Below are 25,682 nucleotides of genomic sequence, written 5' to 3'. Positions count from 1 at the left end.
CAGTAGACGTGCGGTAAGGGTCTAACCATGACCGTCTTGGAGCTGTTCAGTCTGCGTGGTAAGCGAGCCTTGGTCACCGGAGGCTCCAGCGGCATCGGCAAGAAAGTCGCACTGGCATACGCCGAAGCCGGCGCTCAGGTGGCCGTCGCGGCACGCAATCGCCGTGCGTTGGATGAGGTGGTCGACGAGATCTCCGCGTCCGGCGGCCAAGCGGTCTCCATCGGCTGTGACGTCACGCAGCCCGACCAAGTCACCGACATGGTGGACCGGGTGAGCACCGAATTCGGCGGGATCGACATCGCGGTGTGCAACGCCGGCATCATCACCGACACGCCAATGCTGGATATGGCGTTGCGAGAATTCCAGACGATCCAAACCACCAACGTCACCGGCGTCTTTCTCACCGCCCAGGCCGCGGCCAAGGCCATGGTGCGACAAGGGCAGGGCGGGGCGATCATCAACACCGCGTCGATGTCGGGGCACATCATCAACACCCCGCAGAACGTCGGCCACTACTGCACATCGAAAGCCGCCGTCATCCACCTGACCAAAGCAATGGCGGTGGAGTTTGCGCCGCACAACATTCGGGTCAACAGCGTCAGCCCGGGCTACATCCTCACCGAACTCGTCGAGCCTTTGGCCGAGTACCACAAACTTTGGGAGCCGAAAGTTCCGTTGGGGCGATTGGGACGACCCGAAGAGCTCACGGGCCTCTACGTCTACCTGGCCAGCGCGGCGTCTAGCTACATGACCGGCTCCGACATCGTGATCGACGGTGGATACACCTGCCCCTGAGGCGGGCGGTCGCCAGGCCCGCTTCGAGTGCGCTATTTGCGGCGAGCTCGCCGGGCGGGTCTGGCTCGCGACCCCTGCCGACGCGGTGAGCGGTAGCTTACGGCCGGCGCTGCAAGCAATGGCCGAGTTGGATGTCTTGGAGCGGCCCGGCGACCAAGCCGCCCTGGTGGTGGAGACCTTCTTCGGCCTCACCAGTCATCCGATCTCTGCCGACCGTATTGACGTTGTCACGCAGGCGATATCGCACACCGATGCGTCCTTGCTGTACCGCCTCAGTTACAGCTACGCGCCCTATCACTGCCCCGATTGTGCGGCCACGTATTGCGGAAGTCACTGGGTCTGGCGGGAATTCGACGACGATCCGTTCGGCGGCATCGAAGGCGATTGCCCGCACGGGCATTTCCACGTGCTGTCCTACTAGGGCAGCGCACAGGGACGGCCGAATTTGGCTCGAACGCCGCGGGAAAACACTGCGCGCAGGGCCTCACCGGCCGGTTGCACCCCGCTGGCGACCAGCAAGTCGTCGAGCAGGTCGACGACCTCCGCGGCCTGCAATGGCCACGGATCGTGCTCGTTGGGCACCCACCACGTCCGGCCGGCCTTGCGGGTATGCGCGCCCCAGCGGGCGGTCAGCCAAATCTCCAACGGCGTCGGCTCGACCACGTCGCCCACCCTGATGCGCACCAGGCTGCGTAACCCACGCCGCGGCCAGCGCCGCACGCTTTGATAGGTGATCTCATTGCCTGCCCGGTCAATTCGCATCTTGGCCCAGGTGTACGGGATGCCCAAGGCGATGCGGGTGACGGGAACAACGGCCAGGCGCGCGGTCTCCAGAGACCGGAAGAGCACACCATGGCGTCCGGCATCGTCGGTGGAATACAGGCGAATGTTGGTCTCGGGGAAAGTGCCGACATACGGCAGCGGCAGCGCGCTGCCCACTTTGGTGTCGCAGAGCAGGAACGGGATCAGCCCCACGTATGTCATTCCGTCGGCGAAGATGTCGGGCCGAGTGCCGGGCGGGTACAGGTGCTCGACACTGTCGGGTGGCACCGGCCAATGCACGAAGGCCAAGTCACGCCAATGCTGGTCGCAAACGACTGGGCCGGGCAACGGCGGCGGGGTGACGGGAAATCCCGCCAAGGCCGGGCTGATGCCTGCTTCGTCACCCGGAGTGCCGGATGCGGCTGTCATACCACCATCGTGGCACGCCTGCTGTTGCCTAGTGGGCGCCCAGTGCGCCGTTCAGGTATTCCGCCCGGCATGCCCGCCGAGCCAGCTTGCCGCTGGTGGTGCGTGGGATAGCGCCGGCCGGCAGCAACTTCACGTCTGCGACGCGGACCCGATGGCGGTGTGACACCGCCGCTTCGATCGCCTCGACGGCCGGCGCCGGATCAGCCCGACCCGTGCCGGCCGCCCGCTCGGCCACGATCACCAGTTGTTGGCCGGCGCCGTCCGCGGGAACGGCGAAGGCAGTGACGTATCCTCGGCGAATCATCGGCGAGGCCTCCGCGGCGGTGGCCTCGAGGTCCTGCGGGTAGTGGTGGAAGCCCTCGATGGTGATCAAGTCGGCAATGCGCCCGGTGATGTAGAGCTCGCTGTCGAGGTAGACGCCGAGATCCCCGGTGCGCAGCCAGTTTCCGTCTACTGCAGCGCCGTCGGCGTGACTGCCTTCGCTGAGCTGCGAATGCAACCTGGCGCGGAACGTCGTCTTGGTTTCCGCAGGGCGTCGCCAATAACCCCGGCCGACATTGTCGCCCTGCAACCAGACTTCACCGATGTGGCCGTCCCGTATTTCGCTGCCCGTCTCCGGATCGACAATGACGGCCCACAGGCTGCGCGCCACCTGACCACATGAAACCTGCACGACCGCGTTGGGCGCATCGGAGGGCACCGGGACGGCCAAACCCGCACCAAGTTGCTCCCGATCGAGATAGACGACCGACGTGTGTGCGGCATGGTCGATGGTGGCGACCATGAGCGTCGCCTCGGCGATGCCGTAGGACGGCTTGAACGCCGTGCGCGGTAACCCGTAGGGCGCGAACGCCTTGTTGAATGTGGTCACCGCGTCGATGCTGACTGGCTCGGAACCGATGATCAGGACGACGTTGCTCAGATCGACGTCATCACCCTCGGCGGGCAGGCCGCGCTGGGCCGTCCACTCGTAGGCGAAATTCGGCGCGGCGGTGACCACCCGCCCCGTCTTGGACCCTTCCGACAAAGCGTGGATCCACCGCAGCGGCCGGCGGACGAAGGCGGTCGGCGACATCAGAGTCGAGTGACCCCCGTATACAGCCGGAAAGCCGATCATCGACAGGCCCATGTCGTGGTAGAGCGGTAACCAACTGACACCGTGGGTGTTCCGATTGAGTAAGTCGATGGACAGGATCATCTGCACCAGGTTCGTGCCGACCGCGCGGTGGGTGATCTCCACTCCGACCGGGGGTCTCGTCGCGCCGGAGGTGTACTGCAGGTGGGAAACGGCGTCGATGTCCAACTCGACAGGGGCGAGTGACTCGCCGGCGGAGTCGGGTATCTCGTCGATGGTCAAGACTTCGGGCTTGCGCAAACTAACCCGATCGGTCAAGAAATTTTCGACGGCGCCCTTGGCCGCGGCCGTGGTCAATACCACCGTCGGTTGCGAATCGTGCAGGGCGGTGTCGAGCCGTTCGACGTGTCCGGGCAGTTCGGGGGCGAACAACGGCACCGCGATGGTGCCCGCCTTGATGGCCGCGTAGAAGCCGGCGACGTAGTCGATGCCCTGTGGTGCCAGGATGGCGACTCGGTCGCCCGCACCGGCGAACTGCTGCACGCGGGCGCCGATGGCCGCCAATCGCACACCGAATTGGGCCCAGGTCACCTCGAACGTGTGACCGTCCCCCGTCCCGCTGTGGTCGAGGTAGCGATAAGCGATGGAGTTGCCGACGTAATTGATGTTGCGCTCGATCAGCGATATCAGCGTGGTGCCCGGTGGTAGCGAAATGGCGCCGTGGTCGTCGAGGCAGTCTTCGATCTGCAACAAGCCATCTCGAACCGACGCATCCCGACCCATGTGCGCAGTCTATAAAGCCCAACAGCCGTCGCCGGGGTAAGCGTGATGTGGCCCTGGCCACCCCGGCTCGGGTCCAGAACACCGCGCCGTTTTACTGAAGTCGGCGTGGGCCAACCCCGCCGAGTAGGAGCATTTCGTGGATTCACCCGATGACCGCAGCGCGGCGACGCGCGAGGCGGCGCTTGCCCGGGTGCTGGCGTACCGGGATCGGGGTCGTGCCCGGCCCAGGCCACTGCGTGCTTTCCTGGCTGTTCTTGGGGGCGTTTTGTTGGTGGCATCCATCCCCCTGATCGTCGTGCTGCCCGAATTAGGCATCCCGGCGCTGCTGATTGCATTGCGGTTACTAGCGGTCGAAGCTGACTGGGCCGCGGGCGCGTACGCGTGGACCGACTGGCGATTTGTCCAGTTGCGCCAGTGGTTCGGTCGCCAATCACGAGTCACCCGCGCAGCCATTTGGATCGTGCTGCTGCTGCTTGCCGCCGGCCTGGTTTGGCTGTTCATCCGGTGAGCGTGCGTGTCTGTCCGGCGACACGCCGGACCGGGCGTACAACGGTGCACGTTCGCGCCGGGACGGCCCGGGGCTACTCGCCTGCGGCGGGCTCGTGTTCGTCGGGAGCGTGATAGGGCGCCCCGAATCGCGGCACCTCGAGCGGTTCGTCCTCGCGGGCTGCCGAGACAGCGTTGGTCAACAGCGGCGCCAATCCCGCGAAGGAGCCGACGTCGAACAACAACATCGTCAGCAGGCGGTTGTGCACATAGCCGAATGAGCTGCCGGTCTCGGGGTCCGCCCATCCCACGGTCCCGCCTAGCCCGATGTGGCCATAGCCATCGAGAAACCCTGGCACGGGCGAAGATTGGTAGCCCTGGTGGTAAGTGAAAGGGATACCCAGGTTGAAATCCGGCCAGAGTTCGGCCTTACCCTTCATGTTCGCCACCGCCTCGGACGACAACAGCTGGGTGCCGTCGATGACGCCGTCGTTGGCCAGCGCGGCATACGTCTTGGCCAATCCGCGCGCAGTGACCACCCCGTTGACAGCGGGTAGCTCACCGTCCAGGAATGGCATGTCGCCTTGCAACATGGACAGGATGCCCGGGAAGTAGATCGAGCCGAGCAGGCCAGAGAAGGACAGCCCAGCCACCTTGGGCGCGATGAAGTCCAGCAGCGGTGTGGGAATCTTGGCCTGCGGCAACAAGGTTTGCGCCACCTTCGTCGGCGCGTCGGCGGGCGGGCGGCCCAAGTGCAGGCCATCGGTGTCGAGTGGGCGGGCGAGCTCTTCGCGAAACAATTCGCGCATTCCTTTGCCGGTCACCGCCCGGGCCAGACCAGACAGCAACCAACCGTAGGTGATGGCGTGGTAGGCCATCTTTCCGTGCATCCGGTCCAGCGGAGCAGCGGCCAGCCGCTCCTCCATCAGCAGGTGATCCATGACCTCGTCCTTGCCGACGCCCTTGAGGTGCGACAGTCCGGCGCGGTGACGCAACACATCGCTGACCGTGATCTCCTCCTTGCCGTTGGCGCCGAATTCGCGCCAATATTCGGCCACCGGAACGTCATAGGACAGCAGGCCGCGGTCGACCAATCGGTGAATGATGGTGGCAGCCAACCCTTTAGTGGCCGAGAACACCATGGCAGCGGTGTCTGCCGTCCAGGGAATCTCGCCGCCACGGTCAGAGTAACCCGTCCACACGTCGACGGCTTGACGACCGTCGATGTAGACCGAGAGCGCTCCTCCACCGAATTTGCGGCCGGGGTAGAGGCCGGCGAATGCGCGGATGACCGATAGAAAACGCGAATCGCAAGCACCTTGGACGCCGGACGGCAAGCCACTATCGGCGGTGAGTATGGACGGTTTTGCCATACCGAGCATAATTGCAGCCCAGGGCGGGTCGTGTGCACGGGATTGTTGTTTTCAGCGCGGTGTCTCAGCGATGGGAGAACCCATTAACAAATTGCCGGTCGTGACCATCAATTCTTAACTGGCACCAACCCAATCGACGATTGCGAGTGTCGGCGGGCAAACCATGCGAGATCGGCCCCTTGGTCGAAGTCGGCCCGCATGGTCCGGGGTCCGGTGCGCGGTAGGGTACGCGGCAACACTGTTCGGCCATCTTGGGAGTCACGCATGTCGAATCGCAAATACTCGTTCGAAGTCACCAAGACCACTAACGCGTCCGCGGCGACGGTGTTCCGGCTGGTGACCGATGGTGGCAACTGGGCGAAGTGGGCCAAGCCGATCGTCGTCACCTCAAGCTGGGTACGACAGGGCGACCCGCCCCCAGGTGGTGTTGGAGCAATTCGCAAGCTCGGCATGTGGCCGGTATTCGTCCAGGAGGAGACCGTCGAGTACGAGCAGGATCGTCGTCACGTCTACAAGTTGGTCGGCACGACAACCCCGGTAACCGACTACGTTGCGGAAGTGGTTCTCAGCCCGAATCGGGCCGGCGGCACCGATATTCGCTGGAGCGGCTCGTTCACCGAGAAAGTACGCGGGACCGGCCCGCTGATGCGAGGGGCACTGGGCGGTGCCGTCAAATACTTCGCCGGCCAACTGGTCAAGGCGGCCGAACGCGAGCCGAGCTAATGTCCAGCGGCCGCCATAGCGCCATTGTGTGGGATTGCAAGATAATCGGCGGCCTAGTAACGCCGAAATGGCATGCGAGCCGAGCTAGCTGATACACGTTGGTCCTCGACCGAAATGAAGGCGCGGTCATTAGGATTCCGGTCAATACCGGCGGCGGCAAAGGTTAAGGTGAGCTAGCGGGACGTGAGAAATACCAAGCATCGTGGTGATTGCCCGACCGGGTAACCGCACATGATGCGGCGGTGAACCTCGGTCGCTTGAAGAGGTGAATAGATGAAGAGAGTCGCCATTCTCGGCATAGTGGCAACTGCATCGCTAAGCCTGAGTGCTCCCACGGCGCAGGCGGATCTGGGCGGAAATGTACCCGGCCCCGGGTTGTGTGACTATCCCGGGGTGGGGGGGTCGGGCATGGAGATGGGGGCCTACCACTATTGGTGCGACTTCCCAGTCGAAGAGAACGGCAGTCGCTGGCACTGCGAGTACGGCGGCGGCGCCGTGCAGGGTGTCGGCGGTGTCAACGTGCTCCTGTTCAGCGCCTCGGTCATCACTCCGGTGGGAGTCCTGGAGGGTTCTTGTTCCTTCCGCTGCCCCGATGGCTCGCTGTCGGCCGCACCCAATCCGCCTGGCGCATGGAAGAACGCGCTCACCGCGAAGAAATGTGTTCCGCTAGAAGTTGCGCCGGTGGCTGAACCGAATGCCGCGCTGCCGCCATGGCCCGGGCAACTCCCCGGTGTAACGAATCCGGTGACTCCCAACCCAGTGACCACCGAAAACCCTTGACCAGCAATTGATTAGGCCATCGATCGGGATGGCCTCGGAACCGGACTACCTAGCCGGAGAGGTGCACATCCCGGATTCCGTGCGCGCCAACTGGTGAAGGTGGCCGGGCGCGCATCGAGCTAGCCTTCAGCCGATGGCGGGCCGCTGCGGCTACTGGCCGGCTTGTTGTTCGACTTCCAGACCCTGTTGTTCGGCCTGTTGGGCCTCTTGGGTGGCCAACTCGTTCTGCTCTTCTGCCTGTTGTTCGGCCTGCTGCATCTGTTCCAGGGCTATTTGCGCTTGCTGCTGGGCCTGATCGTCGCCGTCATCGGTGGCCAATCCGCCGCCGAGCAGATTGGGCGGTGCCTGGGAGATCGTAGTGTCGGTCAGTCGGACGGCTTGCACAGCGGTGCTGCCGGCATGCGTGCCGTGGCACAGCGCGATCAGCGTTGCGGCTGCGATCGCTGCAAGGAGGAGATGCGTGAGATCGAATCGGCGGGCGTGGTCGCGCAGTGATTGGGTGCTCATCTATCCGGTTTGCATCCGGTTGTTAGCGCCGCGCTGGGTGGCAGCTGTAGCAACGCTATGAGTCCCGCGAACCGAGTTCGTCCTGGTACTTCTTGGTCATGTGCTCGATGGCCTGCAACTGGGTCTGCGCCAGCTGGTCGCGCGCCTGGCCGGCACGCGCAGCCGCGTCCAGCGTCGGCTGCGCCAATCCTTGAAAGTGCGGCATCACTTCGGCGGCGAACAGTTCGGCGGATCGTTTGGTGGCCGCCGGGTTGGCCCATTCATGGCCCATCTGCAGCATGCAGCCGAACCCGCCGGATTGATCCCACAGTCGCTGCACCTGGGCGCGCGCCCGTTCGGGCGTACCGATCACACCCGCGCCGTTTTCGTTGATGACGTCGATCATGTCGTCGAGCTGGTCACCGGGCATCGTCATCTGGGGAAAGGCCGCCACCTTCTGGAAGTAGTTGAACCACGGTGCGATGCCGAACTTTACGTCGGCACGCGCTTGGGCGTCGGTCTCGGCGATATGGAATGGCCCGACCAACGTCCAGTCCTTGCGGTCGACCTGCGTGCCGAACGCTGCCGCGCGCTCTTCGACGATGTTCCAGTGATAGGCGAGCGCGTCGAAGCCTTCGATGACCAACGTTGCCCCGATGGAAAGCAGGCCGATGCCATGCTTGCCGGCTAGTCGTGCTCCGGTCGGCGAGGCGACACCGGCGACAGCCAACGGGATTCCACCATCGCTATACGGGGCGAGCTGCAACTGGGCGTCGAAAAGTTGATGGGTGGGCGTCTTAGCGCTCACCGTCTCTCCTGCCAGCAAGCGCACGACGATATCGAGGTTGGTTTCCAACAGCTCACGGGTGTCGGTGGGAGTGAGTCCGATCATCGCCGAGTCGGTGGGCAGCGACCCGGGACCCACGCCACCGATGATGCGGCCATGGGTCAGGTGGTCGAGCAACATCAGCCGGTCGGCCACCCACAGCGGGTTGTGGTACGACAGCGAGATGACGCCGGTGCCGAACCTGATGCGCTTGGCCCGCTCCGCTGCCGCTGCAATGAAGATTTCCGGCGAACTGATGATTTCACTGCCCGCCGAGTGATGCTCACCAAGCCACACTTCGTCGAACCCCAACGCGTCCAGATGTTCGACGAACTCGAGGTCTCGTTGCAAGGCCAACGTCGGGTTGGTGCCGGCACGATGAAACGGAGCGATGAAATATCCGAACCTCAGCTTGGCCATGCGGGGCTCCTTGCGATCGGCTTGACCGACCTTAACCCCTGAGAACTGCTTCTAGGTCAAACAGCCGTAGCCGGTGGGACCAGCCCAAGCCCTGGCCCCACCGGCTTCGGAGGTTCGTTCGAGTCAGTGACCCCGCGCAATCACGGGATGCTGCCGCAGATATTGCCGACGCAGCCACCGCCGCCGCCGGGTCCGCCACCACCGCCACCGACGCCCGGAATCTGGCCGCCTCCGCCGCCGGGTCCGCCGCCGCCGGTCGGACCACCGGGCACGCCGCCGCCCCCACCACCGGGTCCGCCGCCACCGGTCGGACCACCGGGCACGCCGCCGCCCCCACCACCGGGTCCACCGCCACCGGTCGGACCGCCGGGCACACCGCCACCCCCGCCGGTACCTGGCGCGGTCTCGGACGGTGCCACGCTCGAGGGTGCGGTTTGAGTGGTTGTAGTCGTCGTCGGGGTCGTGCTGCTGCTGCTGGGACCCTTGTCGCCGCCGCCACAAGCGACGGCCATGACAAGCATGGCGCCGCCACCCAGAAGCGCGAAGGTTGTCCTGGCTTCAGATCTCATCAGATTCACCAATCTCACTGGACGTCGCACGGTGTCTCCCCCTCCCATACCCGGTCGCACGTCGGAGGAAACGACCAGGAGTCGACTTCGGCTCCTGGCGAGTCCGTTATCAAAGAGGCATGGCAATTTCATTGCGCGCTCTGATTCGCGGGTGCTCGGCGACACAAACCTGACGCGATTCTATGCGCTCCGGGCTTAGTCAATGTTTGGACTCTTGCCGCTATACCACACGGGTCGTGCGGCGCGCCTAAACCGTTGCGCCACATGGACGTACCCGCCGCGCAGCGGAGGAAAGATGTTGACGTTGGCCGCTGATCACGCGCTCGGATTCCGTAAAGCATTCTGAGATTAGTTAGCTACCACCGGCTCGTTCTCCACACCGGGCATGCACCCTCGTCAATTCCGGTCATCAACGGCCCTCATTCACGCGAATGGGATTTCGGTCCACCATTTAGTCTGTTGCTACCCAACGACTTCGCCGCGTTGCAAACGGCCGACTCCTGTCCGGGTTCTCGAACCTGGGCAGCGGAGTCTCCGGGTTCGCCAACACCGGCGTCCTGCCGTTCACGGCGGAGAGCCTGGTTTCCGGCTTGGCCAACTTCGGCCACAACCTATCGGGGCTGTTCTTCTAAGAGCGCGACGCTGTAAAAGTCAGTCTTCCTTGGTGATCAACCGCCGCAGCGCCACACGGTCAGGGGCCAGCAGCTCGGCGATCCTCGGGCGGTTCACCTCGGCGACGATGATCTCGCCGACCTCCTGGTAGACCTCGCTGAAAATCCCGTGGGACTTCATCTTCGAGGTCTGATACAGATTGTCTTCCGTCGGAGAGACGTAATAGACCGCGTCAGCCTTGAACCGATGTACCAGCCACAGGTGGATCAGGGTCATCAGCCGCTTCTGCCGCAACTTCTCGGCAAAGGTGTTTTGATCGCGCACCTGCAGGATGCTGCGCCCGTGCCGGTCCTTGATGGGGTCGACGACCACATTGGCCAGCTGCTCACCGTTAGCACCGTGAATCCCGAGCTCGAGCACATCGGAGCCGGGGCGGCGAGGCCGTAGCTGCACGGAGAGTTTCTCGCCCAGCTGGTAGTACTCACTCCACAACGCCAGCCACTCTTCCAGCAACTTCTTGGGCACCTCGGTCTGCACCAGGTGCTGGTGCTGAGTTGAGCCTTTGCCCATCGCTTTGGTGGTCGCCGTCCGGCCAGACGAAGCCGCCAGGGCCGCATCGCTGCGTGGCCCTCCGACCAAAGTTTGCGGCGTGCGATAGGGCGATTCGACCAGGCGCATCTTGCGTTGCAGGCGAGCCAGGGCGAGCATGCCGTCCTGCCGCAGTGATCCGGCGAATTCCTCGGCGGCAACGCCGTCAATCTGGTGCCCGCCGTAGGTGATGAAGTTGAAGACGAAGCCCATCTTCCCCAATTCTGCTGGGAATTGCCGCATTTCCTCGTCGGTCATGCCGGTGGTGTCCCAGTTGAAGGAGGGTGAGAGGTTGTAAGCCAGCATCTTCTCCGGGAACTCCGCGTGGATCGCCTCGGCGAACTGGCGGGCGTCGGCCAGATCGGCGGTCTTGGTCTCCATCCAGAGAATGTCGGCGAAAGGCGCCACAGCCAACGACTTGGCGATCGCGTACGGAATCCCGCCGCGGATCTGATAATAACCTTCCGGAGTCTTTGCCAACTCGCAGTCCCAACCAGGATCGACGCCCATCTGCTTCGCTTTCTGACGGGCGGAGAACAACGAGGCTCGGCTGGCGAATTCCCGCCACTGGTCGGCGGTCATGCCGACGGGTTCGCCTTCGCTTTCCCCGAAGGCGAGCACATCGGCCACGGCCTCGCCGTAAGTCATCAACCCGGCGTCGTCCTCCCACGCGGCCACGAAGCGTGACTCCACCTGGTCATAGAAATCGTCGATGTTCTCCTGGCCGTTGTCCCGCCACGAATTGACCGCGTCGGAAATCACGCCCATCAGTCCTTGACGCTCGAGCCACGCGTTGGCGCCGGCGTACTCGTCTTCGGCCATCGCGTAGAGCATGTGCCCGTTGAGTTCTTTGACACCCAACTCGTAGAACCGGCGCATCATCGCCAGGAAGCACGATTTGTAGGACGGGATGTCGAGGTTGGTGGCCCCGAGCAGGAAAGGCTGGTCACGCTCGTCGGCGCGGCTGTCGAGCAGGTTGGCCGCCTCCGCATCGGTACGGGCCACAATGATGCCTGGCACCCGCATCACATCGAGCTGGAAACGGGCGGCGTTGAGACGCTTGATCTGTTCGTCGGAGGGCACCAGCACCTTGCCGCCCTGGTGGCCACACTTCTTGGTGCCCGGACGCTGGTCTTCGATGTGGTAACCCGGCACGCCGATTTCGACGAAGCGTCGAACGAGATTGCGCACGTGCGGATCACCGCCGTGGCCCGTGTCGGCATCGGCGATGATGAACGGCCGGAAGTCGTAGCTCGGCACCAGGGCACGCTGCCGTTCGCTCATGTGCAGCCGCTGATACTCCTGGTTACGGTCGGCGGTCAGTAGTGCGCGCACCAGCACCGCAGCATCGTCAGGCACCTGGCTCAGTGGGTAACTGGCCAGGTCGGGGCCCGGGTCTTCGTTGGTGGAGCCCTTAGCTGAGGTGGCCCACCCGCCCAGATAGATGGCCTCGATGCCCATGCGCTTCATCGTCACGGCCTGCCCCGGTGAATAGGGCCCGAAGGTGGTGACGCTCTTGCCGGCCGCGAACAATTCGCGCAGCCGGTCATAGAACGGGCCCGCCGCCTCACGCGCCACCGTGTAGTCGTTGGGGATCGTGCCGCGCTGTTCGACCACTTGCCGGGCGGTATAGAGCCGGATGATTCCGTCGAACCGCGGACTGTCGAAGTACTGCTGCGTGGCGGCTATGTCCTGCTGAAATTTCTGTTGGATGGGTGTTTGGACCTCAGTGTCCGTTTCGGCGATGGCCATGGCCCTACGCTCCTATTTCGCCCCGATTCCCCTGACGGACAGAGTGTAGCCCCGATCGAGTGAGCTAAATCACCCCATCGACCCCGTATTTGTCCAGCGCAGCCTGGTGTTCCGGTCAAAGGTCAGCCGTGCGCCTGCCGTGCGCGGCGTGCCAGCCAATCCTGCTGGGAACGAATGAATCTCGTGTCGACTACGCGCCCGTGGCCTGGGACGTAGACCGCCTGTGCCCCACCGGTAGCCACGAGCCGATCGAGCGTTATCGGCCAAGCCGCCAGATCGCTGTCCTCGTCGATGGAGGGGGTGGCGGACTCCTCGACGAGATCCCCGGTGAACACCACCGTGGGTCCTGCCCCGGCACGACGGGCGGGGACCACCACGACCAAGTCAGACCTGGTGTGACCGCCACCCAGATGGGTCACCCGGACGCTGCGCTCCCCGAGGTCGACGATGGCGTCGTACACGCTGTGCCGCGGTGGCTGCAGAGCCGCGACGGCGCGGTCGACTTCGGCCGCATCCGCGCCGTAGCTCAAGGCGTCGGCACGCAGCTCAGCCTTACTCGACCTCAGACACTCGGAAACCTCTGGCGCGCAGTAGGTTTCGGCTCCGATAAAGTGCGAACTGCCCAGGACGTGATCGAAGTGCTTGTGCGTCAACACAACATGTGTGACCGCACGCCCGGCAAGCTGGCGAACATCGGCGTCGATCGCGGCGGCCTCGGTGAGCGTGGTGCCGGTATCGATCAACAGCACTCCGGTGCTCCCCCACACCAACCCGATCGTGACGTCGCAGAACGCCAGCCGACACCGGTGAACGCCGTCGGCCAGCTGCTCCCACTGGAAATGCACACGGGAAAACCTATCCGCACCGCTTGAACCGGTCAGTACGATTCGGCCATGGCGCGTAGATCCTGGCGATGGGTCGGCCTGGCGGTCGGTGTGCTCCTCGTCATTCTGGCAACGACGTGGTCCTTCCTGCATTACCGGATGCCGGGCACTGCGGTCGTCGCGCCGCCAACGTCGAGCTCAACGACCGCTCCGAAGGGCACGCAAATCATCACGGTGGTCGCCGTCGACGGGACGGGCAAACCGGCCAACGGCTACCAGGAGCTGGTCTCGGCTCCGGTCAACGCCGCTGATGTCTTCGGCTGCGTTGCGTCGCCGGCCGCGGTTGCGGCCGACATCTACTCGTGTGCGCCCAGTGCAGCCGCTGCTGACGTGTGTTGGCCGTCGACGCCCGGAACACTGTTATGTGTCGACGACCCATGGGCGAAGGGCCTGCATCGGGTTACCACTGCCCCGCTCGGGCGGGTGCAGCCGCCGCCTACGCCGTCGCCCTTCGCGCTGTTGCTCGACGATGGCACGCAATGTCGGCTCCGTAACGGAGGCGCCTGGGGCGGCCGCGACGACGGGCTCGTCGGGGCCTATGGCTGCCCAAACGAGACTCCGGCGGTATTGGTTCCGGTCAGGCCGGATGGAAAGGCCTCGGCGATCGATCGCTCGAAGGCGTTGTGGACCGTCGAGGTCGGTTCGCTTGGGTCCGGTGAGCCCCGCCTGCCTCCGCCTGAGACTCGCTCGGTGGTGACGGCGTGGTTCGCCGGCAAGTGACCTAGCGGAGCTAGTTGACACGTCGGAAATTTCCGACATATATTCGGGCGTGCCCGACTCCGACCGCGTCAGTGACGGCATCTTTGTTGCGTTGGCGAACCCGGTGCGGCGCAGGCTGCTTGAGATCCTGACGTGCAAACCGCTGTCGGCGGGAGAACTCAGTGAACGGTTCGAGCTCAGCCGGCCAGCCGTTGCCGAGCACCTCCAGGTGTTACGTGAAGCCGGGCTGGTGGCTGCCGAGCCGCAGGGCCGCAAACGCATCTACCGGCTGACCGCCGAACCGTTGGCCGAGCTGGGTGAATGGTTGCATCCGTTCGAAAAGTTCTGGCGCGCACGGTTGACGGCGCTCGCAGAGATAGCAGAGGAGTTCGAATGACCGAGACGTCCGCACCCGCCACCATCCGCGTCGATCAATTCATAGCCGCTCCGCCGGAAAAGGTGTGGCGGTTTTTGACCGAACCAGAGTTGATGCGGATGTGGTGGGCCGAAGGCCAAGTGGCTGCGGTCGTCGGTCACCAATTCACCTTGGATATGCCCGGTTACGGGAAGCAACCGTGCACAGTGGTCGAGGTGGACGCGCCGAATCGCTTCGTATACACCTTCACCGCGGCGTGGACTCTCACCTGGCGCCTGGAGGCCGAAGGTGACGGCACGCGAGTGTTTCTCGAGCACAGCGGTTTCGATCTGAACGACAAGAGGATGGCCGACGCCTTCGCCCGAATGGCGCCCGGCTGGCGCGACGTTGTTCTTCCCAAACTTGTTGCAGCGGTTTCGGGACCGGCAAGTCAGCCGCAGTAAAAGGAGGAATCATGCGTGCAGTCGTCATCACCAAGCACGGCGACCCATCCGTCCTTCAGGTGCAACAGCGCCCTGATCCGCCGCCGCCCGGGCCGGGCCAACTGCGCATCATCGTTCGTGCTGCTGGGGTCAACTTCGCCGATCACCTGGCCCGGGTCGGGCTCTACCCCGACGCGCCCAAGCTGCCCGCCGTGGTGGGCTACGAAGTCGCGGGAACGGTGGATTCCGTCGGAGACGGGGTCGACCAAGACTACGTCGGCCAAAGAGTGCTCGCCGGAACAAGATTCGGCGGCTACGCCGAGATCGTCAACGTTGCGGCGGCCGATTCGGTGCCTCTCCCAGACACGATGAGCTTCGAGCAGGGCGCCGCAGTCCCGGTGAACTACGCGACGGCATGGGCGGCGTTGCACGGTTACGGCTCGCTACGCGCCGGTGAGCGGGTGCTGGTGCATGCGGCTGCCGGAGGTGTCGGGATCGCCGCCATCCAATTCGCAAAGGCCGCCGGCGCCCAAGTGCACGGCACCGCGTCGCCGGGAAAGCACGCCAAGTTGACCGAGCTGGGCGTGGACCGAGCGATCGATTACCGGCGCGACGGCTGGTGGAAGGGCCTGGACCCCTACGACGTCGTGCTTGATGCGTTGGGTGGCACGTCGCTGCGGCGGTCCTATGAGCTGCTCCGTCCGGGTGGACGTCTGGTGGGTTACGGCATCTCGAATATGCAGCAGGGCGAAAAGCGCTCGCTGCGCACAGCAGCCCCCCATGCCCTGGCCATGCTGCGCGGGTTCAACCTCCTCGACCAGCTTTCGGAGTCCAAGACTGTCATCGGCTTGAACATGCTGCGGCTCTGGGACGACCGCGGCACGCTCAAGCCCTGGATCACGCCGCTGGCCGACGCGCTGAACGACGGTACGGTCGCCCCTTTGGTCCATGCGGCCGTGCCGTTCGCGCAGGCGCCGGAGTCGCATCGCATACTGGCGGCGCGGGAGAACGTCGGCAAAGTTGTGCTGGTGCCGTAGCGGACCGATGGTTTCAGCGCAGCCGGGCCGGGTTATGTTTCCGGCATGGCTGTCACCGAGTCCCGCGAAGTCGTCATCGAAGCGACACCCGACGAGATCATGGACGTGTTGTTCGATCTGGAGGCCCTACCCGAGTGGTCCTCGGTGCATCAGAAGATCGAGATCCTCGAGCGTGACGATCAGGGCCGTCCGACGAAGTCGCGGCAGGTCGTCAAGATCGTCGGCGTCAGCGATGAGCAGGTCCTGGATTATTCCGTCCACGACGACGGAGTGAGTTGGACGCTGGTAAGCGCCAAACAGCAACGGGCGCAAGATGGTCGATACACGCTGACGCCGGAAGGCGATGCCACCCGAGTGCGTTTCGAGCTCACCGTCGACCCGACCGTGCCGGTGCCCGGATTCCTGATCAAGAGGGGATCCAAGGGTTTGATGGACACCGCCACGGAGGGCCTGCGCAAGCGGGTGCTGAAGGTGAAAAAGGGCGGCGGTTAGCCGTCGGCAGAGTCTTGGGCGCTGGTCACCGCCGCCTCGACGAAGCGGCGCAATACCGCGTTGCGGGTGCGCGGCATGAAGGCGAGCACCACCGGGCTTTTCGGTGCTCCGCGCAGTGGAATGAACCGAACCCCTGGATGGATGTTGCGCCGGACCGCGACGTCGGGAATCACGCCTAACCCTCGCCCGGCCGCGACCGACTCGATCCACTCGTCGAAATTGGTTGTCTCCACGACTGTTTGAGGTCCGGCGCCGGCAGGCCAGGACCACGGTCCGGTGGTGCCACTGGTGACATTGACCACCAGTGGCCAGTGTGGAATCTCTGACCATTGCAGTTCAGCCTCGTCTGCCAGCGGTGAGTGCACCGAACACACCGCTACGCGCGACTCGTCGAAAAGATGCACGGCACGCACCGTCGCTGAGGTGATGTGTCCGCGTACCACGGCAGCATCGACCTTGCCCTGCTGCACGTCACTCAACGCATCGTCGGTGCGTACCAGGGTGACCCGAGTGCCGGTGGCTTGCTCGAATCGCGCGACGGTGTGCTGCGCCCACGGGTCGGGCAACAACCAGCTGAATCCGAGGCGAATGCTGGCTTGGCGGCGCACGGCGTCGAAACCACGTTGTAGTTCGGCGAGGACGCGTTCGACATAATCGACGAACGTGCGCCCAGTAGGTGTCGTCTCTACATGACGCGAACTGCGGTCCAGCAGCGTGACGGACAGCGCGTCTTCGAGTTGCTGGATGGTACGAGTCAGCGCGGGTTGGGTGATGTTGAGCTCGGCGGCCGCGTGCGTGAACGACCCGAGGCGGGCTACGGCCTCGAACGCGCGAAGGTGCCGCAACTCGATTCGGCCGGTTTCTCCGGCATTCATGCGTGCCAAGCATAGATGCACGACAACAGGCATTTCACAGCTGCTCCCGGCGGCTCTAACGTCGAGGCAACTGAGGACGAATTGGAGGTGGCGACATGCCGCTGCTGTATGTGGACTTGATCGAGGGCCGGAAGCCGGCTGAGGTGCGTGGGTTGTTGGACGCGATTCACAATGCCGTCGTCGAAGCATTCGGAGTGCCGCAGCGCGACCGCTATCAGGTGGTGCGCACCCATGCGGCTCACGAAATCGTTGCGCTGGACACCGGGCTGGGTATAGACCGCTCTGCTCGGCTAGTCGTTTTGCACGTGGTGAGCAGGCGCCGGCCCAAAGAGCTCAAAGAGCGGTTCTACAAACTCGTTGCAGGCAATCTCGCCGAGCGATGCGGCATCGACCCGGCCGATCTCATCATCTCGGTCACCGAAAACGACGACGATGATTGGTCGTTCGGACATGGCCGGGCGCAATTTCTCACCGGAGAGCTCAAGTGAGTGCCGCCTTGCCCTTGTCCACTCGTCTCACCGACTATCTGGGCATTGAACACCCGATACTGCTGGCGCCCATGGCCGAAGTCTCCGGCGGTCGGCTGGCAGCGGCAGTGACTGGAGCGGGCGGGCTGGGTCTCATCGGCGGGGGCTACGGCAACCGCGAGTGGTTAACTGCGCAAATCGCCGAAGCTGGGCATGCCCGAGTCGGATACGGCTTCATCACCTGGAGCTTGGCTCATGATCCCGACTTGCTCGAGCTAGCCCTGCAGCAGCAACCGGCGACCGTCATGCTGTCATTCGGTGAGCTGCGGCCGTTCGCCGACCGGATCCATGACGCCGGCGTTGCGCTCACCGCGCAGGTACAAACGCTCGACCAAGCCCGGCAGGCGCTTGACGCCGGCGCGAACATCGTTGTCGCCCAAGGCACTGAGGCCGGCGGGCACGGTATGAGCGCGCGGTCCACCTTCACCCTGGTGCCCGATGTCGTCGACCTCGTCGCCGAGCGCTCCGCAGAGACACTGGTGGTCGCCGCCGGGGGCGTCGCCGACGGCCGTGGCTTGGCGGCGGCGTTGGCCTTGGGAGCCGACGGTGTTCTGGTCGGCACCCGACTCTGGGCTAGCGCTGAGGCGCTGGTATCACCGCGTGCCCAGCAGCGGGCGATCCCGGCCAGCGGCGATGACACCATCCGTACGACGGTGTATGACGTTGTCCGGCAACGCCAGTGGTCGAGTCCCTACAACGCGCGGCTGGTGCGCAATGCGCTGATCGACGCCTGGCACGGCAACGAATCGCAACTGTTGGACCAGCTGCCGCAGACTCTGACCGCCTATGAAAAGGCCGTCGCCGGTGAGGATTTCGATGTCGTGACGATGCTGGTCGGCGAGGCGATAGGTCGTATTCACGACGTTCGTCCCGCCGCCGACCTGGTAAGTGAGATGGTGCGAGACGCCGCCCGGATACTGAACCGGTGAGGTCAGCCCACGCCGGTGATCAACGCGGCGACCTGTTCGCGACTCACCTTACCGGTTGCGCTGTAGGGAATCTGGTCCACGAGCGCCAGCCGTTCGGGGAGCTTGAAGTAGGCGATCCGCTCGCGGCAGTGCTCGCGCAATTCCTCGAGGGTGACCGGTTCGCGCGCCACCACAGCGGCTCCCACTCGTTGGCCCATCTCCTCGTCGGCGATTCCGGCGACCGCGACATCAGCGACGGCGGGATGCGATCCCACCGCTTCCTCGACTTCGATGGGTCCGAACTTCTCTCCCCCGCGGTTGATCGTGTCGCGCATCCGGCCGACCGGATAGATGTAGCCGTCCGCATCGCGGCGGCCGAGGTCACCGGTGTGAACCCAACCGGCGACGGCGTTCTGACTGGTGTTGACCCAAAGTTCGCCGACGGCGCCGGTCGCGACGTCGATGCCGGTCTCCGGATCCACCACGCGCACTTCCACCCCGGGAAGCGGCCGGCCGACGGAGCCCGCTCGGGCGGGATCACGGTGTTCGTCAGGTAGCAGCGTCGTGTACGCGCCTAAGGTCTCCGTCTGACCAAAGACGTTGGCGAAGGCAACGTTTGGAAGGGCAGCCATCGCGCGATGTACCAATGCCATGGGCGCGGCGGCTGCTCCGTATGCAATGGCCGCCAGAGAGGATAGATCGGTGGCGGCGAAGTCGGGGTGATCGAGGATGCGTTGCAGCATCGTCGGCACCAAGAACATGCCGGTCACTCGATGCTGCGACACCAGGCGCAACCATTCTCCGGCGTCAAATCGTTTCTGCACCACCACGGTGTTGCCCGAGTACAGGCTGCCGAGCAGGCCGATGGCGCCACCGATGTGGAAGAAAGGAACGCACATCATCCCGATGGTGGGTGTCGTCCCGGCGTGGAAGGGCAACGACATACGACCGATCCGCATGGTGAGCTGTCGACTGGCGATGTCGACCGCCTTCGGCAGGCCGGTGGTGCCGCTGGTGAACAGCAGCAAGGCCGTTCGGGCGTCATCGTCTGCAACCGGTGGCACGTTTACATCGGCGGTGTTCACCAGATCTGCCTCGGTCAACACGGTTCGCGCGCCGGCGTCCCTGACCCGGCCGACGTATGCGTCCCCGGCCACCGCGACCGCACCGCAGCGGCCATTGGCCATCAGTCCGCGCAATTCGGGCGCGGTCAGTGCCGGGTTCATCAGCGCCGCAGCGGCGCCGATACGGGCCGCAGCCAGCACCGTCGCGATGGACAGCACACTGCCGGCGTCCACAACAGCGACGCGGTCGGTGACCCCGACACCGTTGGCCGCAAGTGCCGCGGCGCACCGGCGAACCGCCTCGCCGAGTTCGCCATAGCCGATCGCGCGGCCGTCGATGATCAGCGCGGTTCGGGCGGGATCGCCGGCCGCTGCCGCGTCGATGAGTGTGCCGATGTTCATGGGACTAGTACAGCGGTGACCACGCCGAGGTGCGCAGCAGGCGGCTGGTCCATTGGTCGCGCAGGTCCAAGGCGTCATACATCCACGTCCCCGGCGTGCGATGTTCCGGAGGCATATGGGTGCGCAGCAGATCGAGCAGCGCTTCGGGTCGGTTGATGCGCTGCATCAACGACACCTCGCGGCGCTGGTGACTGCCCAGTGCGGGCTGAAAAGCCGCCTCGATCTTCAACATGGACGTCGTCCGCTCCATGCTGCGGGCGTAAACCTCACCGCAGCGGTCGATGTATTCGTCCAACTTGTCCTGATATGGCCACATCGTGTCTTCCATATACAGGCTCAGTTCGTGCTCTCGTCCGTCAACCGGAATGTCCTCGAAGGCGACATCCTGGATCGGCGACCACGGCAGCGGCATCAAGAGCTTGGCCTGAACTTCGTGGCGCAGTTCGTCGACGGTGCGCATCCATTCGTGCAAGTCGCCCTGCTGCACCCGCAACGCCAGCCGTTCCCAGGCCGCGCCGTCCTTGATGGCGGTCACGGTCACCACGGTGTAGGAGGGACCGCTGCCCTGGGCATGGTGTGCGTACCACAGCAAGCGAGCGTCGTCGCCGGCGGCCAGCATCGGCATCCAGCCTTTGCGGAACGCAGCTTCAAACTCTTCTTCAGCACGTCCGCGCACCTTGTGTACCTCGTGCATGAACAGCACGCCGAAACCTCCTCAGGGACGCTTTTTTCTGAACGCCCACGTTCCCCGAACGGTATCTCGGCGGTTCATTGCACCGGCGTCAGGGTCTACACGTGCGCAATTGCACGGCGGCCGGCGATCTGGACAATCGGCTCGGGCGTCTGGTTCGCTGAGCTGTGGACATCGCTTCGGTCGACGAGCTTCTCACCACCACGCGGTCGGTACGCAAACGGCTCGACCTTTCCCGGCCGGTCGGTCGCGAGGTCATTCTCGAGTGCATCCGACTGGCAATGCAGGCGCCCACGGCGTCCAATGCACAGGACTGGCGATGGCTGGTCATCACCGATCCGGACAAACGCGCCGCCATCGGCGAGATCTACCGCAGCATCGGCGCCCAATATCTCGCCTCTGCTGCCGACACCGCTGCCGACCCGCAGACCAGGCGCGTATATCGCAGCGCGCTGGAGTTAAGCGACAAACTGGCCCAGGTTCCCGTGCACGTCATCCCGTGCCTAAATCGCCGCATCGACGACGGCAACCTGGTCGTGTCCGCCTCGGCGTGGGCGTCGATCATTCCGGCCGGGTGGAGCTTCCTGCTGGCGCTGCGGTCCCGCGGATTGGGGTCGGTGTGGACGACGATGCATCTGGCCAAGGAGCGCGAGGTTAGCGAGATACTCGGAATTCCTCCCACGGTCACCCAGGCCGCGCTCTTCCCGGTGGCGTACACACTCGGTACGCAGTTTCGGCCGGCCACGCGTCCACCGGTAGAGAGCGTCACCTACTGGGATAGCTGGGGAGAAGGCTGATGCAGTCCTACACCGTGCGTTTCCACATCGACGCGCCGCCCGAGAAGGTCTGGCAAGTCCTGCATCCGCCGGTGCCGCCGAATTCACCGCGCCCGCGCGTCCTCAAGTGGCCCACGGGCAGCATGGAGATCCTCAATGAGGGCAACGACGCCGGCGAAGGGTTGGTCCGCACGTGCGTGTTTCCCGTGCCCAGATACCTGCTTTCCGGTGGCATCGGGCGTTCCTGGGAAACCGTCACCGAAGCTCGGATCAACCAGTTGTCGCGATATGTGGCGATCGGCAAGCCGTTATGGTCGCGCGCCGAGGGCTATCACGAGCTTGCCGAGCAGCCTGACGGCACCACCGTTTTGACGTTTCATGAGACCTACCATGCCTACAACCCGGTGCTGCGAATCTTGCTGGAGCGTCCGGTACACGCCAAGATCTCTCGGGACAATCTCGATACGTACGAACATGCCCTTCGTTACGCCGGCCAAGTTCGTCGCCTGACGTAGCGGCCGTATCGCTCAGACGAACGCGGCCAGCAGTGCCAAGACCGCAATGACCGCCGCAATCACGGCGATCATCACGCACAGCGATCCGGCGGCCGCGATTCGCTCATGTCGGGCCGACTTCTCGCTCATCAGGACCGCCAGACTGCTCGGCATCCGGCGAAACACATCCGGCCAGGCGACTCGGTCGGCGGCTCGCTTGACCCCGCTCGGGTCATCGGACGTCCGGCGATGCGGCGCTACTCCAGTCCCGTTGGTGAAAAGCACCAAGCCCAGAGCGAACGACACCACGCTTACCACGAGCAGCGTTATGGCCAGCCACAGCATTAGGTCTCCTTACGAGCAGCCGGTGAAATGGTGCTTTCGGCCCGATTACCCATCCTGTGTCTTCGCGAAAACGGCGCTCCGCCGACCAATGCCATTGCTGGTCTGCCACCGACTCGCAGGTGAAAAAGGAAGATCAGCTAGGTAAGCTGCGACTATGCATGTGACGGAACGGTCCCGGATTGCGGCGCGCACCGCTGCGGTGGCACTGGTTCTGGCAGGCTATGCCGCTGGGTCAGCGGGCTTCGCGAGTGCGGATCCGGCGCCGACACCGCCACCGGCTCCCAAGACGACGATCGATCACGACGGCACCTTTGCGGTGGGCACCGAGATCGCCCCGGGTACCTACAGCACCGCCGGACCGGTCGGCAACGGCACTTGCTACTGGAAGCGGCTCGGGAATCCCGACGGCGCCCTCATCGACAACTCGCTCAGCAAGAAGCCGCAGACGGTGCAAATCGAGGCGACCGACAAGGCATTCAAGACCGACGGCTGCCAGCCGTGGCAGATCACCGACGCCCCTGCGCCCGCCGAGTTGCCTGGACCGGCCGCGGGCGGCCAATTGCAAGCCAACCTGGGCGCCTTGAACGGACTGCTAGGTCCAACCGGCCAACACGTGCCCTGAAACAGGGCGGCTATCGAAACCGCTCAGCCCGCCGGGACCAGCGCGGTCTCCACTGACGTGTACATCGGCAACAGACGACGCAGTCCGCACGCGGCGATGGTGCGCGCCACAATCGGCTGACTGGTGACCAGTCGCATGCTCACGCCGCGACGGCCACACTTCACCGACTCCTGCGCCAAGACGGCGTAGGCACATGACCCCAGGAAATCGATGTCGCGAATGTCGACGACGAACGGGCCGGGCGCGATCGCGACGGCCGCGTTGCGGGTGACCAGGCGCCGCCAAACGGCCTCGTTGCTGGCGTCGATGTCACCACCCACCCGAACCACGACCGCCGACCCGGTGGTTTCGGTGACCGACCGCAGACCGCTGAGCGAATCGCTGGGCTGCGCATCCGGCGACCTGCTCGAAGAAACCGAAGATGTTCCGACCGCGGCAGTCTTCATGTTCTGCAGTGTCCCGTCGTCGAGGAGTTTCGGTGGTCGCCGATCAGCCCGTGTTAATAAGCATATGTCTAACAGTGCCTGACAACATAGGATGTCCGAACGACAATTCTCGTGGCTGGACAACGACTTTCTGCTGTCAATGAGGCTCGTCAGAGCCTCTCGGAAACACATTGTGACCTAATTGGCGGCTCCATATCAGCGAAACGGACGACCCGGTGAGCATCGATTACACAATGCGTGCCCACATAGTCACGATCACCATCAATCGGCCCTCGGCGCGCAACTCGCTCGATATGGAGCATTTTCGAGATTTGGCGCACGCGTGGGCCGCGTTTCGCGACGACGCCGACGCGTGGGTCGCGGTTGTCACCGGTGTCGGACAGGACTTTTGCACCGGTGCGGACCTCAAGAAATTCATCCCCGAGTTGACGGGCGATCTGCCCCAGCCCGACGGGTGGAACAAAGAGGACGCCATCCATGCCGTGCTGCACCGGTTTCCCGTGTACAAGCCGATTGTCGCGGCGGTGAACGGCGTATGCGTCGCAGGTGGCTTCGAAATGCTGGGTTGCACCGATATCCGAGTGGCGGTGCCAGAAGCGCGCTTCGCGGTAATGGAACCGAAGCGGGGTTTGTTCGCCGGTGGTGGCAGCACGGTGCGCCTGCCGCGGCAGCTGCCCTACGCCCTGGCGATGGAGTTGTTGTTGACCGCTGACCTGGTCGACGCGCAGCGGGCGCTCGCGATGGGACTGATCAATCAGGTGGTTCCCGCTGAGCAGTTGATGGACACCGCCTATGACTACGCCGAGCGCATTGCAGCCAACGCGCCGCTCGCGGTCTTCGCGACCAAGCAATCAGCAGTCGAAGGCCTCGCGCTCGACCTGGAGGCTGCATACGTCAACGAAACCCGCCACAGTGACCGGGTTTTCGCCACCGAGGATGCCAAAGAGGGCCCGCGCGCGTTCGCCGAGAAGCGGCCGCCCCGCTGGCAAGGTCGCTGAGTCAGCGTCGCCTGGCGCGGCGCACGTCACGCGGTAGCAGTGGTGGCGGTCAGTTCAATCCATAGAAGCGTTGCGCATTCAATCCGCCGATCTTCTCCCGCGCGGCCTCGCTGATATCGGAACGGTTGCGCAGATGCTTGGTGCTTTCCGGCCACTCGCCGTCCCAGTGCGGGTAGTCACTGGCGAACATGATGAAGTCGTCGCCCAGCACGTCGATGACTCCCGGCAAAATCGGCTCCTCCGGTTCACAAGTGACCCAGATGTTGCCGGCGTGTAGGTAGTCGTGCGGATCGCGCCGCCAGCCTCGATCGATCCAATCGCCGCGCTTCTCGAAATGCTCGTGCAGGCGATCGATGAAGAAGGGAACCCAGCCCGCGCCGGCTTCCAGGAAGGCGACGCGCAATTGCGGATGGCGCTCGAACACGCCACCGGACACCAACGCCGTCATGGCCGTCATTTGATCGAACGGGAAGCTGATGCAGTGCACCTGGATGTAGTTGGTGAAGCGGTCGACCCCGATCTTGGGCAGGTGAATGCCCGGCGCGCCGTGGATGCCCAGCGGCATGTCCAGTTCGACGGCTGCGGCGTAGAACGGATCGAGGTCGGGGTGATCAAGGTTGCGGGTCTTGAGCGCCGGCGGCACCAGCGTGGCGACCAGCCCGAGTTCTTTGGCTTCACCCATGATGTCGATGGCCAGTTGGCCGTGTTCGATCGGCGTCACGCCGACGCCACGCAACCTGCCATTAGTCGATGCGCAGTAATCAGCGATCCACTGGTTGTACAGGCGCGCGAACCCGGCAGCGAACGCTGGATCCTCCAGAGTCGGGACACACAATCCCAGGCTGGGATAGAGCACCATCGTGTCGATGTGGTCGCGGTCGGCGTCGCCCAACACCCCTTCAGGACTCGAGCAGTGAATGTCCGGGGCCTTGGTGATGCCGTGTTCGGGCGGACAGCCGGCGCCGGGGCCGCGGTCTTCGGGATAGTTGCGGCCCTCGATCATCAGCCTTAGCCGCCGATCCGGACTGGGCTTGACATGCTCGGGCCAGCGCTTGAGTGCTTCGATCGCCAGGGTCGGGTTTTCCGCGACGTGCCCGTCGGCATCGATGATCCGCATGCATCCGCAACATACTCCCGCCGGCTGGCCCCCGGGTCGCGTTGCGGC

30 protein-coding genes and 1 pseudogene are annotated in these 25,682 nt (G+C 64.4%); 17 read left to right on the top strand and 14 right to left on the bottom strand.

The features are described from left to right. Positions 1 to 27 precede the first annotated feature (27 nt). Positions 28 to 795 (top strand): SDR family oxidoreductase, encoded by a 768-nt coding sequence (locus I2456_RS13940; RefSeq protein WP_085074235.1) that lies wholly within the window; start codon positions 28 to 30, stop codon positions 793 to 795. 118 nt (positions 796 to 913) lie between these two features. Next, positions 914 to 1,216 carry a hypothetical protein gene (locus tag I2456_RS13935; protein WP_085074236.1) on the top strand — a complete coding sequence of 101 codons (303 nt, stop codon included), beginning with the start codon at positions 914 to 916 and terminating at the stop codon, positions 1,214 to 1,216. Here I2456_RS13935 and I2456_RS13930 read toward each other — a convergent pair. Both I2456_RS13930 and I2456_RS13925 read right to left on the bottom strand, forming a co-directional pair. After that, positions 1,213 to 1,986, bottom strand: a complete 774-nt coding sequence (locus tag I2456_RS13930) for a YqjF family protein (RefSeq protein ID WP_085074237.1) — start codon at positions 1,984 to 1,986, stop codon at positions 1,213 to 1,215. The two genes, I2456_RS13935 and I2456_RS13930, sit on opposite strands and share 4 nt — an antisense overlap. A gap of 28 nt (positions 1,987 to 2,014) precedes the next feature. Further along, complete coding sequence (locus tag I2456_RS13925; RefSeq protein ID WP_085074238.1) at positions 2,015 to 3,844, bottom strand: fatty acyl-AMP ligase; 1,830 nt, start codon at positions 3,842 to 3,844, stop codon at positions 2,015 to 2,017. A gap of 136 nt (positions 3,845 to 3,980) precedes the next feature. On the opposite strand from I2456_RS13925, the gene I2456_RS13920 reads away from it, so the two are divergent. Beyond that, a complete protein-coding gene (locus tag I2456_RS13920; protein WP_068156800.1) occupies positions 3,981 to 4,352 on the top strand; it encodes a hypothetical protein in 372 nt (123 codons plus the stop codon). Positions 4,353 to 4,425: 73 nt separating this feature from the next. On the opposite strand, the gene lipD is transcribed toward I2456_RS13920, so the two are convergent. After that, positions 4,426 to 5,703 (bottom strand): lipase LipD, encoded by a 1,278-nt coding sequence (gene lipD / locus I2456_RS13915; protein WP_085074239.1) that lies wholly within the window; start codon positions 5,701 to 5,703, stop codon positions 4,426 to 4,428. A gap of 264 nt (positions 5,704 to 5,967) precedes the next feature. Here lipD and I2456_RS13910 point away from each other — a divergent pair, with 264 nt between their 5' ends. Together I2456_RS13910 and I2456_RS13905 are read left to right on the top strand one after the other, a co-directional pair. After that, positions 5,968 to 6,426: an SRPBCC family protein gene (locus I2456_RS13910; RefSeq protein ID WP_068156795.1), complete on the top strand. Its 459-nt coding sequence runs from the start codon at positions 5,968 to 5,970 to the stop codon at positions 6,424 to 6,426. 300 nt (positions 6,427 to 6,726) lie between these two features. Continuing rightward, positions 6,727 to 7,206, top strand: a complete 480-nt coding sequence (locus I2456_RS13905) for a hypothetical protein (RefSeq protein ID WP_131811323.1) — start codon at positions 6,727 to 6,729, stop codon at positions 7,204 to 7,206. 150 nt (positions 7,207 to 7,356) lie between these two features. Here I2456_RS13905 and I2456_RS13900 read toward each other — a convergent pair whose 3' ends face one another. From I2456_RS13900 to I2456_RS13890, 3 genes are all read right to left on the bottom strand, one after another. Next, positions 7,357 to 7,713, bottom strand: a complete 357-nt coding sequence (locus I2456_RS13900; protein WP_131811324.1) for a hypothetical protein — start codon at positions 7,711 to 7,713, stop codon at positions 7,357 to 7,359. Positions 7,714 to 7,768: 55 nt separating this feature from the next. Continuing rightward, a complete protein-coding gene (locus I2456_RS13895; RefSeq protein WP_068033240.1) occupies positions 7,769 to 8,938 on the bottom strand; it encodes an LLM class flavin-dependent oxidoreductase in 1,170 nt (389 codons plus the stop codon). Positions 8,939 to 9,078: 140 nt separating this feature from the next. After that, complete coding sequence (locus tag I2456_RS13890; protein ID WP_068033241.1) at positions 9,079 to 9,507, bottom strand: hypothetical protein; 429 nt, start codon at positions 9,505 to 9,507, stop codon at positions 9,079 to 9,081. Between the two features lie 491 nt (positions 9,508 to 9,998). On the opposite strand from I2456_RS13890, the pseudogene I2456_RS29140 reads away from it, so the two are divergent. Further along, a pseudogene (locus I2456_RS29140) lies at positions 9,999 to 10,139 on the top strand (hypothetical protein); the annotation flags it as partial. 19 nt (positions 10,140 to 10,158) lie between these two features. Here the strand turns inward: I2456_RS29140 and aceA are convergent. Further along, a complete protein-coding gene (gene aceA, locus I2456_RS13885) occupies positions 10,159 to 12,459 on the bottom strand; it encodes an isocitrate lyase ICL2 (RefSeq protein WP_085074240.1) in 2,301 nt (766 codons plus the stop codon). A 122-nt stretch (positions 12,460 to 12,581) separates the two neighbouring features. After that, positions 12,582 to 13,304 (bottom strand): MBL fold metallo-hydrolase, encoded by a 723-nt coding sequence (locus I2456_RS13880; RefSeq protein WP_085074241.1) that lies wholly within the window; start codon positions 13,302 to 13,304, stop codon positions 12,582 to 12,584. Positions 13,305 to 13,352: 48 nt separating this feature from the next. On the opposite strand from I2456_RS13880, the gene I2456_RS13875 reads away from it, so the two are divergent. From I2456_RS13875 to I2456_RS13855, 5 genes are read left to right on the top strand one after another with little or no spacing between them, the layout of a single operon-like run. Further along, entirely contained in the window at positions 13,353 to 14,063 is a 711-nt protein-coding gene (locus tag I2456_RS13875) for a hypothetical protein (RefSeq protein WP_085074242.1), read from the top strand. A gap of 49 nt (positions 14,064 to 14,112) precedes the next feature. Continuing rightward, positions 14,113 to 14,439 (top strand): ArsR/SmtB family transcription factor, encoded by a 327-nt coding sequence (locus I2456_RS13870; protein WP_068156781.1) that lies wholly within the window; start codon positions 14,113 to 14,115, stop codon positions 14,437 to 14,439. After that, positions 14,436 to 14,861: an SRPBCC family protein gene (locus I2456_RS13865; protein ID WP_085074243.1), complete on the top strand. Its 426-nt coding sequence runs from the start codon at positions 14,436 to 14,438 to the stop codon at positions 14,859 to 14,861. The genes I2456_RS13870 and I2456_RS13865 overlap by 4 nt, the downstream gene beginning before the upstream one ends. A gap of 11 nt (positions 14,862 to 14,872) precedes the next feature. Next, complete coding sequence (locus I2456_RS13860) at positions 14,873 to 15,877, top strand: zinc-binding dehydrogenase (protein ID WP_085074244.1); 1,005 nt, start codon at positions 14,873 to 14,875, stop codon at positions 15,875 to 15,877. A gap of 45 nt (positions 15,878 to 15,922) precedes the next feature. After that, a complete protein-coding gene (locus I2456_RS13855) occupies positions 15,923 to 16,369 on the top strand; it encodes an SRPBCC family protein (RefSeq protein WP_085074245.1) in 447 nt (148 codons plus the stop codon). On the opposite strand, the gene I2456_RS13850 is transcribed toward I2456_RS13855, so the two are convergent. Then, positions 16,366 to 17,244 (bottom strand): LysR family transcriptional regulator, encoded by an 879-nt coding sequence (locus tag I2456_RS13850; protein ID WP_085074246.1) that lies wholly within the window; start codon positions 17,242 to 17,244, stop codon positions 16,366 to 16,368. The genes I2456_RS13855 and I2456_RS13850 overlap by 4 nt on opposite strands. Positions 17,245 to 17,339: 95 nt before the next feature. Between I2456_RS13850 and I2456_RS13845 the strand changes: the two genes are divergently transcribed. Continuing rightward, on the top strand, positions 17,340 to 17,732 hold the full coding sequence (locus I2456_RS13845; protein WP_085074247.1) for a tautomerase family protein: 393 nt from the start codon (positions 17,340 to 17,342) through the stop codon (positions 17,730 to 17,732). Positions 17,733 to 17,740: 8 nt separating this feature from the next. Beyond that, entirely contained in the window at positions 17,741 to 18,700 is a 960-nt protein-coding gene (locus tag I2456_RS13840; RefSeq protein WP_205880208.1) for an NAD(P)H-dependent flavin oxidoreductase, read from the top strand. 2 nt (positions 18,701 to 18,702) lie between these two features. Here I2456_RS13840 and I2456_RS13835 read toward each other — a convergent pair whose 3' ends face one another. Together I2456_RS13835 and I2456_RS13830 are read right to left on the bottom strand one after the other, a co-directional pair. After that, complete coding sequence (locus I2456_RS13835) at positions 18,703 to 20,145, bottom strand: class I adenylate-forming enzyme family protein (protein WP_085074249.1); 1,443 nt, start codon at positions 20,143 to 20,145, stop codon at positions 18,703 to 18,705. A gap of 4 nt (positions 20,146 to 20,149) precedes the next feature. Continuing rightward, complete coding sequence (locus tag I2456_RS13830; RefSeq protein WP_241007987.1) at positions 20,150 to 20,839, bottom strand: hypothetical protein; 690 nt, start codon at positions 20,837 to 20,839, stop codon at positions 20,150 to 20,152. A 164-nt stretch (positions 20,840 to 21,003) separates the two neighbouring features. On the opposite strand from I2456_RS13830, the gene I2456_RS13825 reads away from it, so the two are divergent. Together I2456_RS13825 and I2456_RS13820 are read left to right on the top strand one after the other, a co-directional pair. Next, positions 21,004 to 21,633 carry a nitroreductase family protein gene (locus I2456_RS13825; protein WP_085074250.1) on the top strand — a complete coding sequence of 210 codons (630 nt, stop codon included), beginning with the start codon at positions 21,004 to 21,006 and terminating at the stop codon, positions 21,631 to 21,633. Further along, on the top strand, positions 21,633 to 22,127 hold the full coding sequence (locus I2456_RS13820) for an SRPBCC family protein (RefSeq protein WP_085074251.1): 495 nt from the start codon (positions 21,633 to 21,635) through the stop codon (positions 22,125 to 22,127). Before I2456_RS13825 ends, I2456_RS13820 begins: the two co-directional genes overlap by 1 nt. Positions 22,128 to 22,139: 12 nt before the next feature. Here the strand turns inward: I2456_RS13820 and I2456_RS13815 are convergent, their stop codons facing one another. Then, positions 22,140 to 22,451, bottom strand: a complete 312-nt coding sequence (locus I2456_RS13815) for a hypothetical protein (RefSeq protein WP_068023832.1) — start codon at positions 22,449 to 22,451, stop codon at positions 22,140 to 22,142. 154 nt (positions 22,452 to 22,605) lie between these two features. On the opposite strand from I2456_RS13815, the gene I2456_RS13810 reads away from it, so the two are divergent. Further along, a complete protein-coding gene (locus I2456_RS13810; protein WP_068023829.1) occupies positions 22,606 to 23,073 on the top strand; it encodes a hypothetical protein in 468 nt (155 codons plus the stop codon). 23 nt (positions 23,074 to 23,096) lie between these two features. Here I2456_RS13810 and I2456_RS13805 read toward each other — a convergent pair whose 3' ends face one another. After that, a complete protein-coding gene (locus I2456_RS13805; protein WP_085074252.1) occupies positions 23,097 to 23,519 on the bottom strand; it encodes an anti-sigma factor antagonist in 423 nt (140 codons plus the stop codon). Between the two features lie 215 nt (positions 23,520 to 23,734). Between I2456_RS13805 and I2456_RS13800 the strand changes: the two genes are divergently transcribed. After that, on the top strand, positions 23,735 to 24,517 hold the full coding sequence (locus I2456_RS13800; protein WP_085074253.1) for an enoyl-CoA hydratase/isomerase family protein: 783 nt from the start codon (positions 23,735 to 23,737) through the stop codon (positions 24,515 to 24,517). Positions 24,518 to 24,566: 49 nt separating this feature from the next. Here the strand turns inward: I2456_RS13800 and I2456_RS13795 are convergent, their stop codons facing one another. Continuing rightward, on the bottom strand, positions 24,567 to 25,634 hold the full coding sequence (locus I2456_RS13795) for an amidohydrolase family protein (RefSeq protein ID WP_068023821.1): 1,068 nt from the start codon (positions 25,632 to 25,634) through the stop codon (positions 24,567 to 24,569). Between the last annotated feature and the right edge of the window lie 48 nt (positions 25,635 to 25,682).

Source organism: Mycobacterium kubicae, assembly GCF_015689175.1.
Classification (GTDB): Bacteria; Actinomycetota; Actinomycetes; order Mycobacteriales; family Mycobacteriaceae; genus Mycobacterium; species Mycobacterium kubicae.
The sequence above is the reverse complement of the archived record's forward strand: the minus strand, read 5'-3'. Positions and strand labels throughout refer to the sequence as shown.

Coding starts and splice junctions, on each gene's coding strand:
- I2456_RS13860 (WP_085074244.1), top strand. CDS start 14,873: ATGCGTGCAGTCGTCATCACCAAGCACGGCGACCCATCCGTCCTTCAG.
- I2456_RS13910 (WP_068156795.1), top strand. CDS start 5,968: ATGTCGAATCGCAAATACTCGTTCGAAGTCACCAAGACCACTAACGCG.
- aceA (WP_085074240.1), bottom strand. CDS start 12,459: ATGGCCATCGCCGAAACGGACACTGAGGTCCAAACACCCATCCAACAG.
- I2456_RS13845 (WP_085074247.1), top strand. CDS start 17,340: ATGCCGCTGCTGTATGTGGACTTGATCGAGGGCCGGAAGCCGGCTGAG.
- I2456_RS13930 (WP_085074237.1), bottom strand. CDS start 1,986: ATGACAGCCGCATCCGGCACTCCGGGTGACGAAGCAGGCATCAGCCCG.
- I2456_RS13940 (WP_085074235.1), top strand. CDS start 28: ATGACCGTCTTGGAGCTGTTCAGTCTGCGTGGTAAGCGAGCCTTGGTC.
- I2456_RS13865 (WP_085074243.1), top strand. CDS start 14,436: ATGACCGAGACGTCCGCACCCGCCACCATCCGCGTCGATCAATTCATA.
- I2456_RS13850 (WP_085074246.1), bottom strand. CDS start 17,244: ATGAATGCCGGAGAAACCGGCCGAATCGAGTTGCGGCACCTTCGCGCG.
- I2456_RS13810 (WP_068023829.1), top strand. CDS start 22,606: ATGCATGTGACGGAACGGTCCCGGATTGCGGCGCGCACCGCTGCGGTG.
- I2456_RS13795 (WP_068023821.1), bottom strand. CDS start 25,634: ATGCGGATCATCGATGCCGACGGGCACGTCGCGGAAAACCCGACCCTG.
- I2456_RS13875 (WP_085074242.1), top strand. CDS start 13,353: ATGGCGCGTAGATCCTGGCGATGGGTCGGCCTGGCGGTCGGTGTGCTC.
- I2456_RS13935 (WP_085074236.1), top strand. CDS start 914: ATGGCCGAGTTGGATGTCTTGGAGCGGCCCGGCGACCAAGCCGCCCTG.
- I2456_RS13830 (WP_241007987.1), bottom strand. CDS start 20,839: ATGCACGAGGTACACAAGGTGCGCGGACGTGCTGAAGAAGAGTTTGAA.
- I2456_RS13925 (WP_085074238.1), bottom strand. CDS start 3,844: ATGGGTCGGGATGCGTCGGTTCGAGATGGCTTGTTGCAGATCGAAGAC.
- I2456_RS13835 (WP_085074249.1), bottom strand. CDS start 20,145: ATGAACATCGGCACACTCATCGACGCGGCAGCGGCCGGCGATCCCGCC.
- I2456_RS13820 (WP_085074251.1), top strand. CDS start 21,633: ATGCAGTCCTACACCGTGCGTTTCCACATCGACGCGCCGCCCGAGAAG.
- lipD (WP_085074239.1), bottom strand. CDS start 5,703: ATGGCAAAACCGTCCATACTCACCGCCGATAGTGGCTTGCCGTCCGGC.
- I2456_RS13815 (WP_068023832.1), bottom strand. CDS start 22,451: ATGCTGTGGCTGGCCATAACGCTGCTCGTGGTAAGCGTGGTGTCGTTC.
- I2456_RS13890 (WP_068033241.1), bottom strand. CDS start 9,507: ATGAGATCTGAAGCCAGGACAACCTTCGCGCTTCTGGGTGGCGGCGCC.
- I2456_RS13805 (WP_085074252.1), bottom strand. CDS start 23,519: ATGAAGACTGCCGCGGTCGGAACATCTTCGGTTTCTTCGAGCAGGTCG.
- I2456_RS13855 (WP_085074245.1), top strand. CDS start 15,923: ATGGCTGTCACCGAGTCCCGCGAAGTCGTCATCGAAGCGACACCCGAC.
- I2456_RS13900 (WP_131811324.1), bottom strand. CDS start 7,713: ATGAGCACCCAATCACTGCGCGACCACGCCCGCCGATTCGATCTCACG.
- I2456_RS13895 (WP_068033240.1), bottom strand. CDS start 8,938: ATGGCCAAGCTGAGGTTCGGATATTTCATCGCTCCGTTTCATCGTGCC.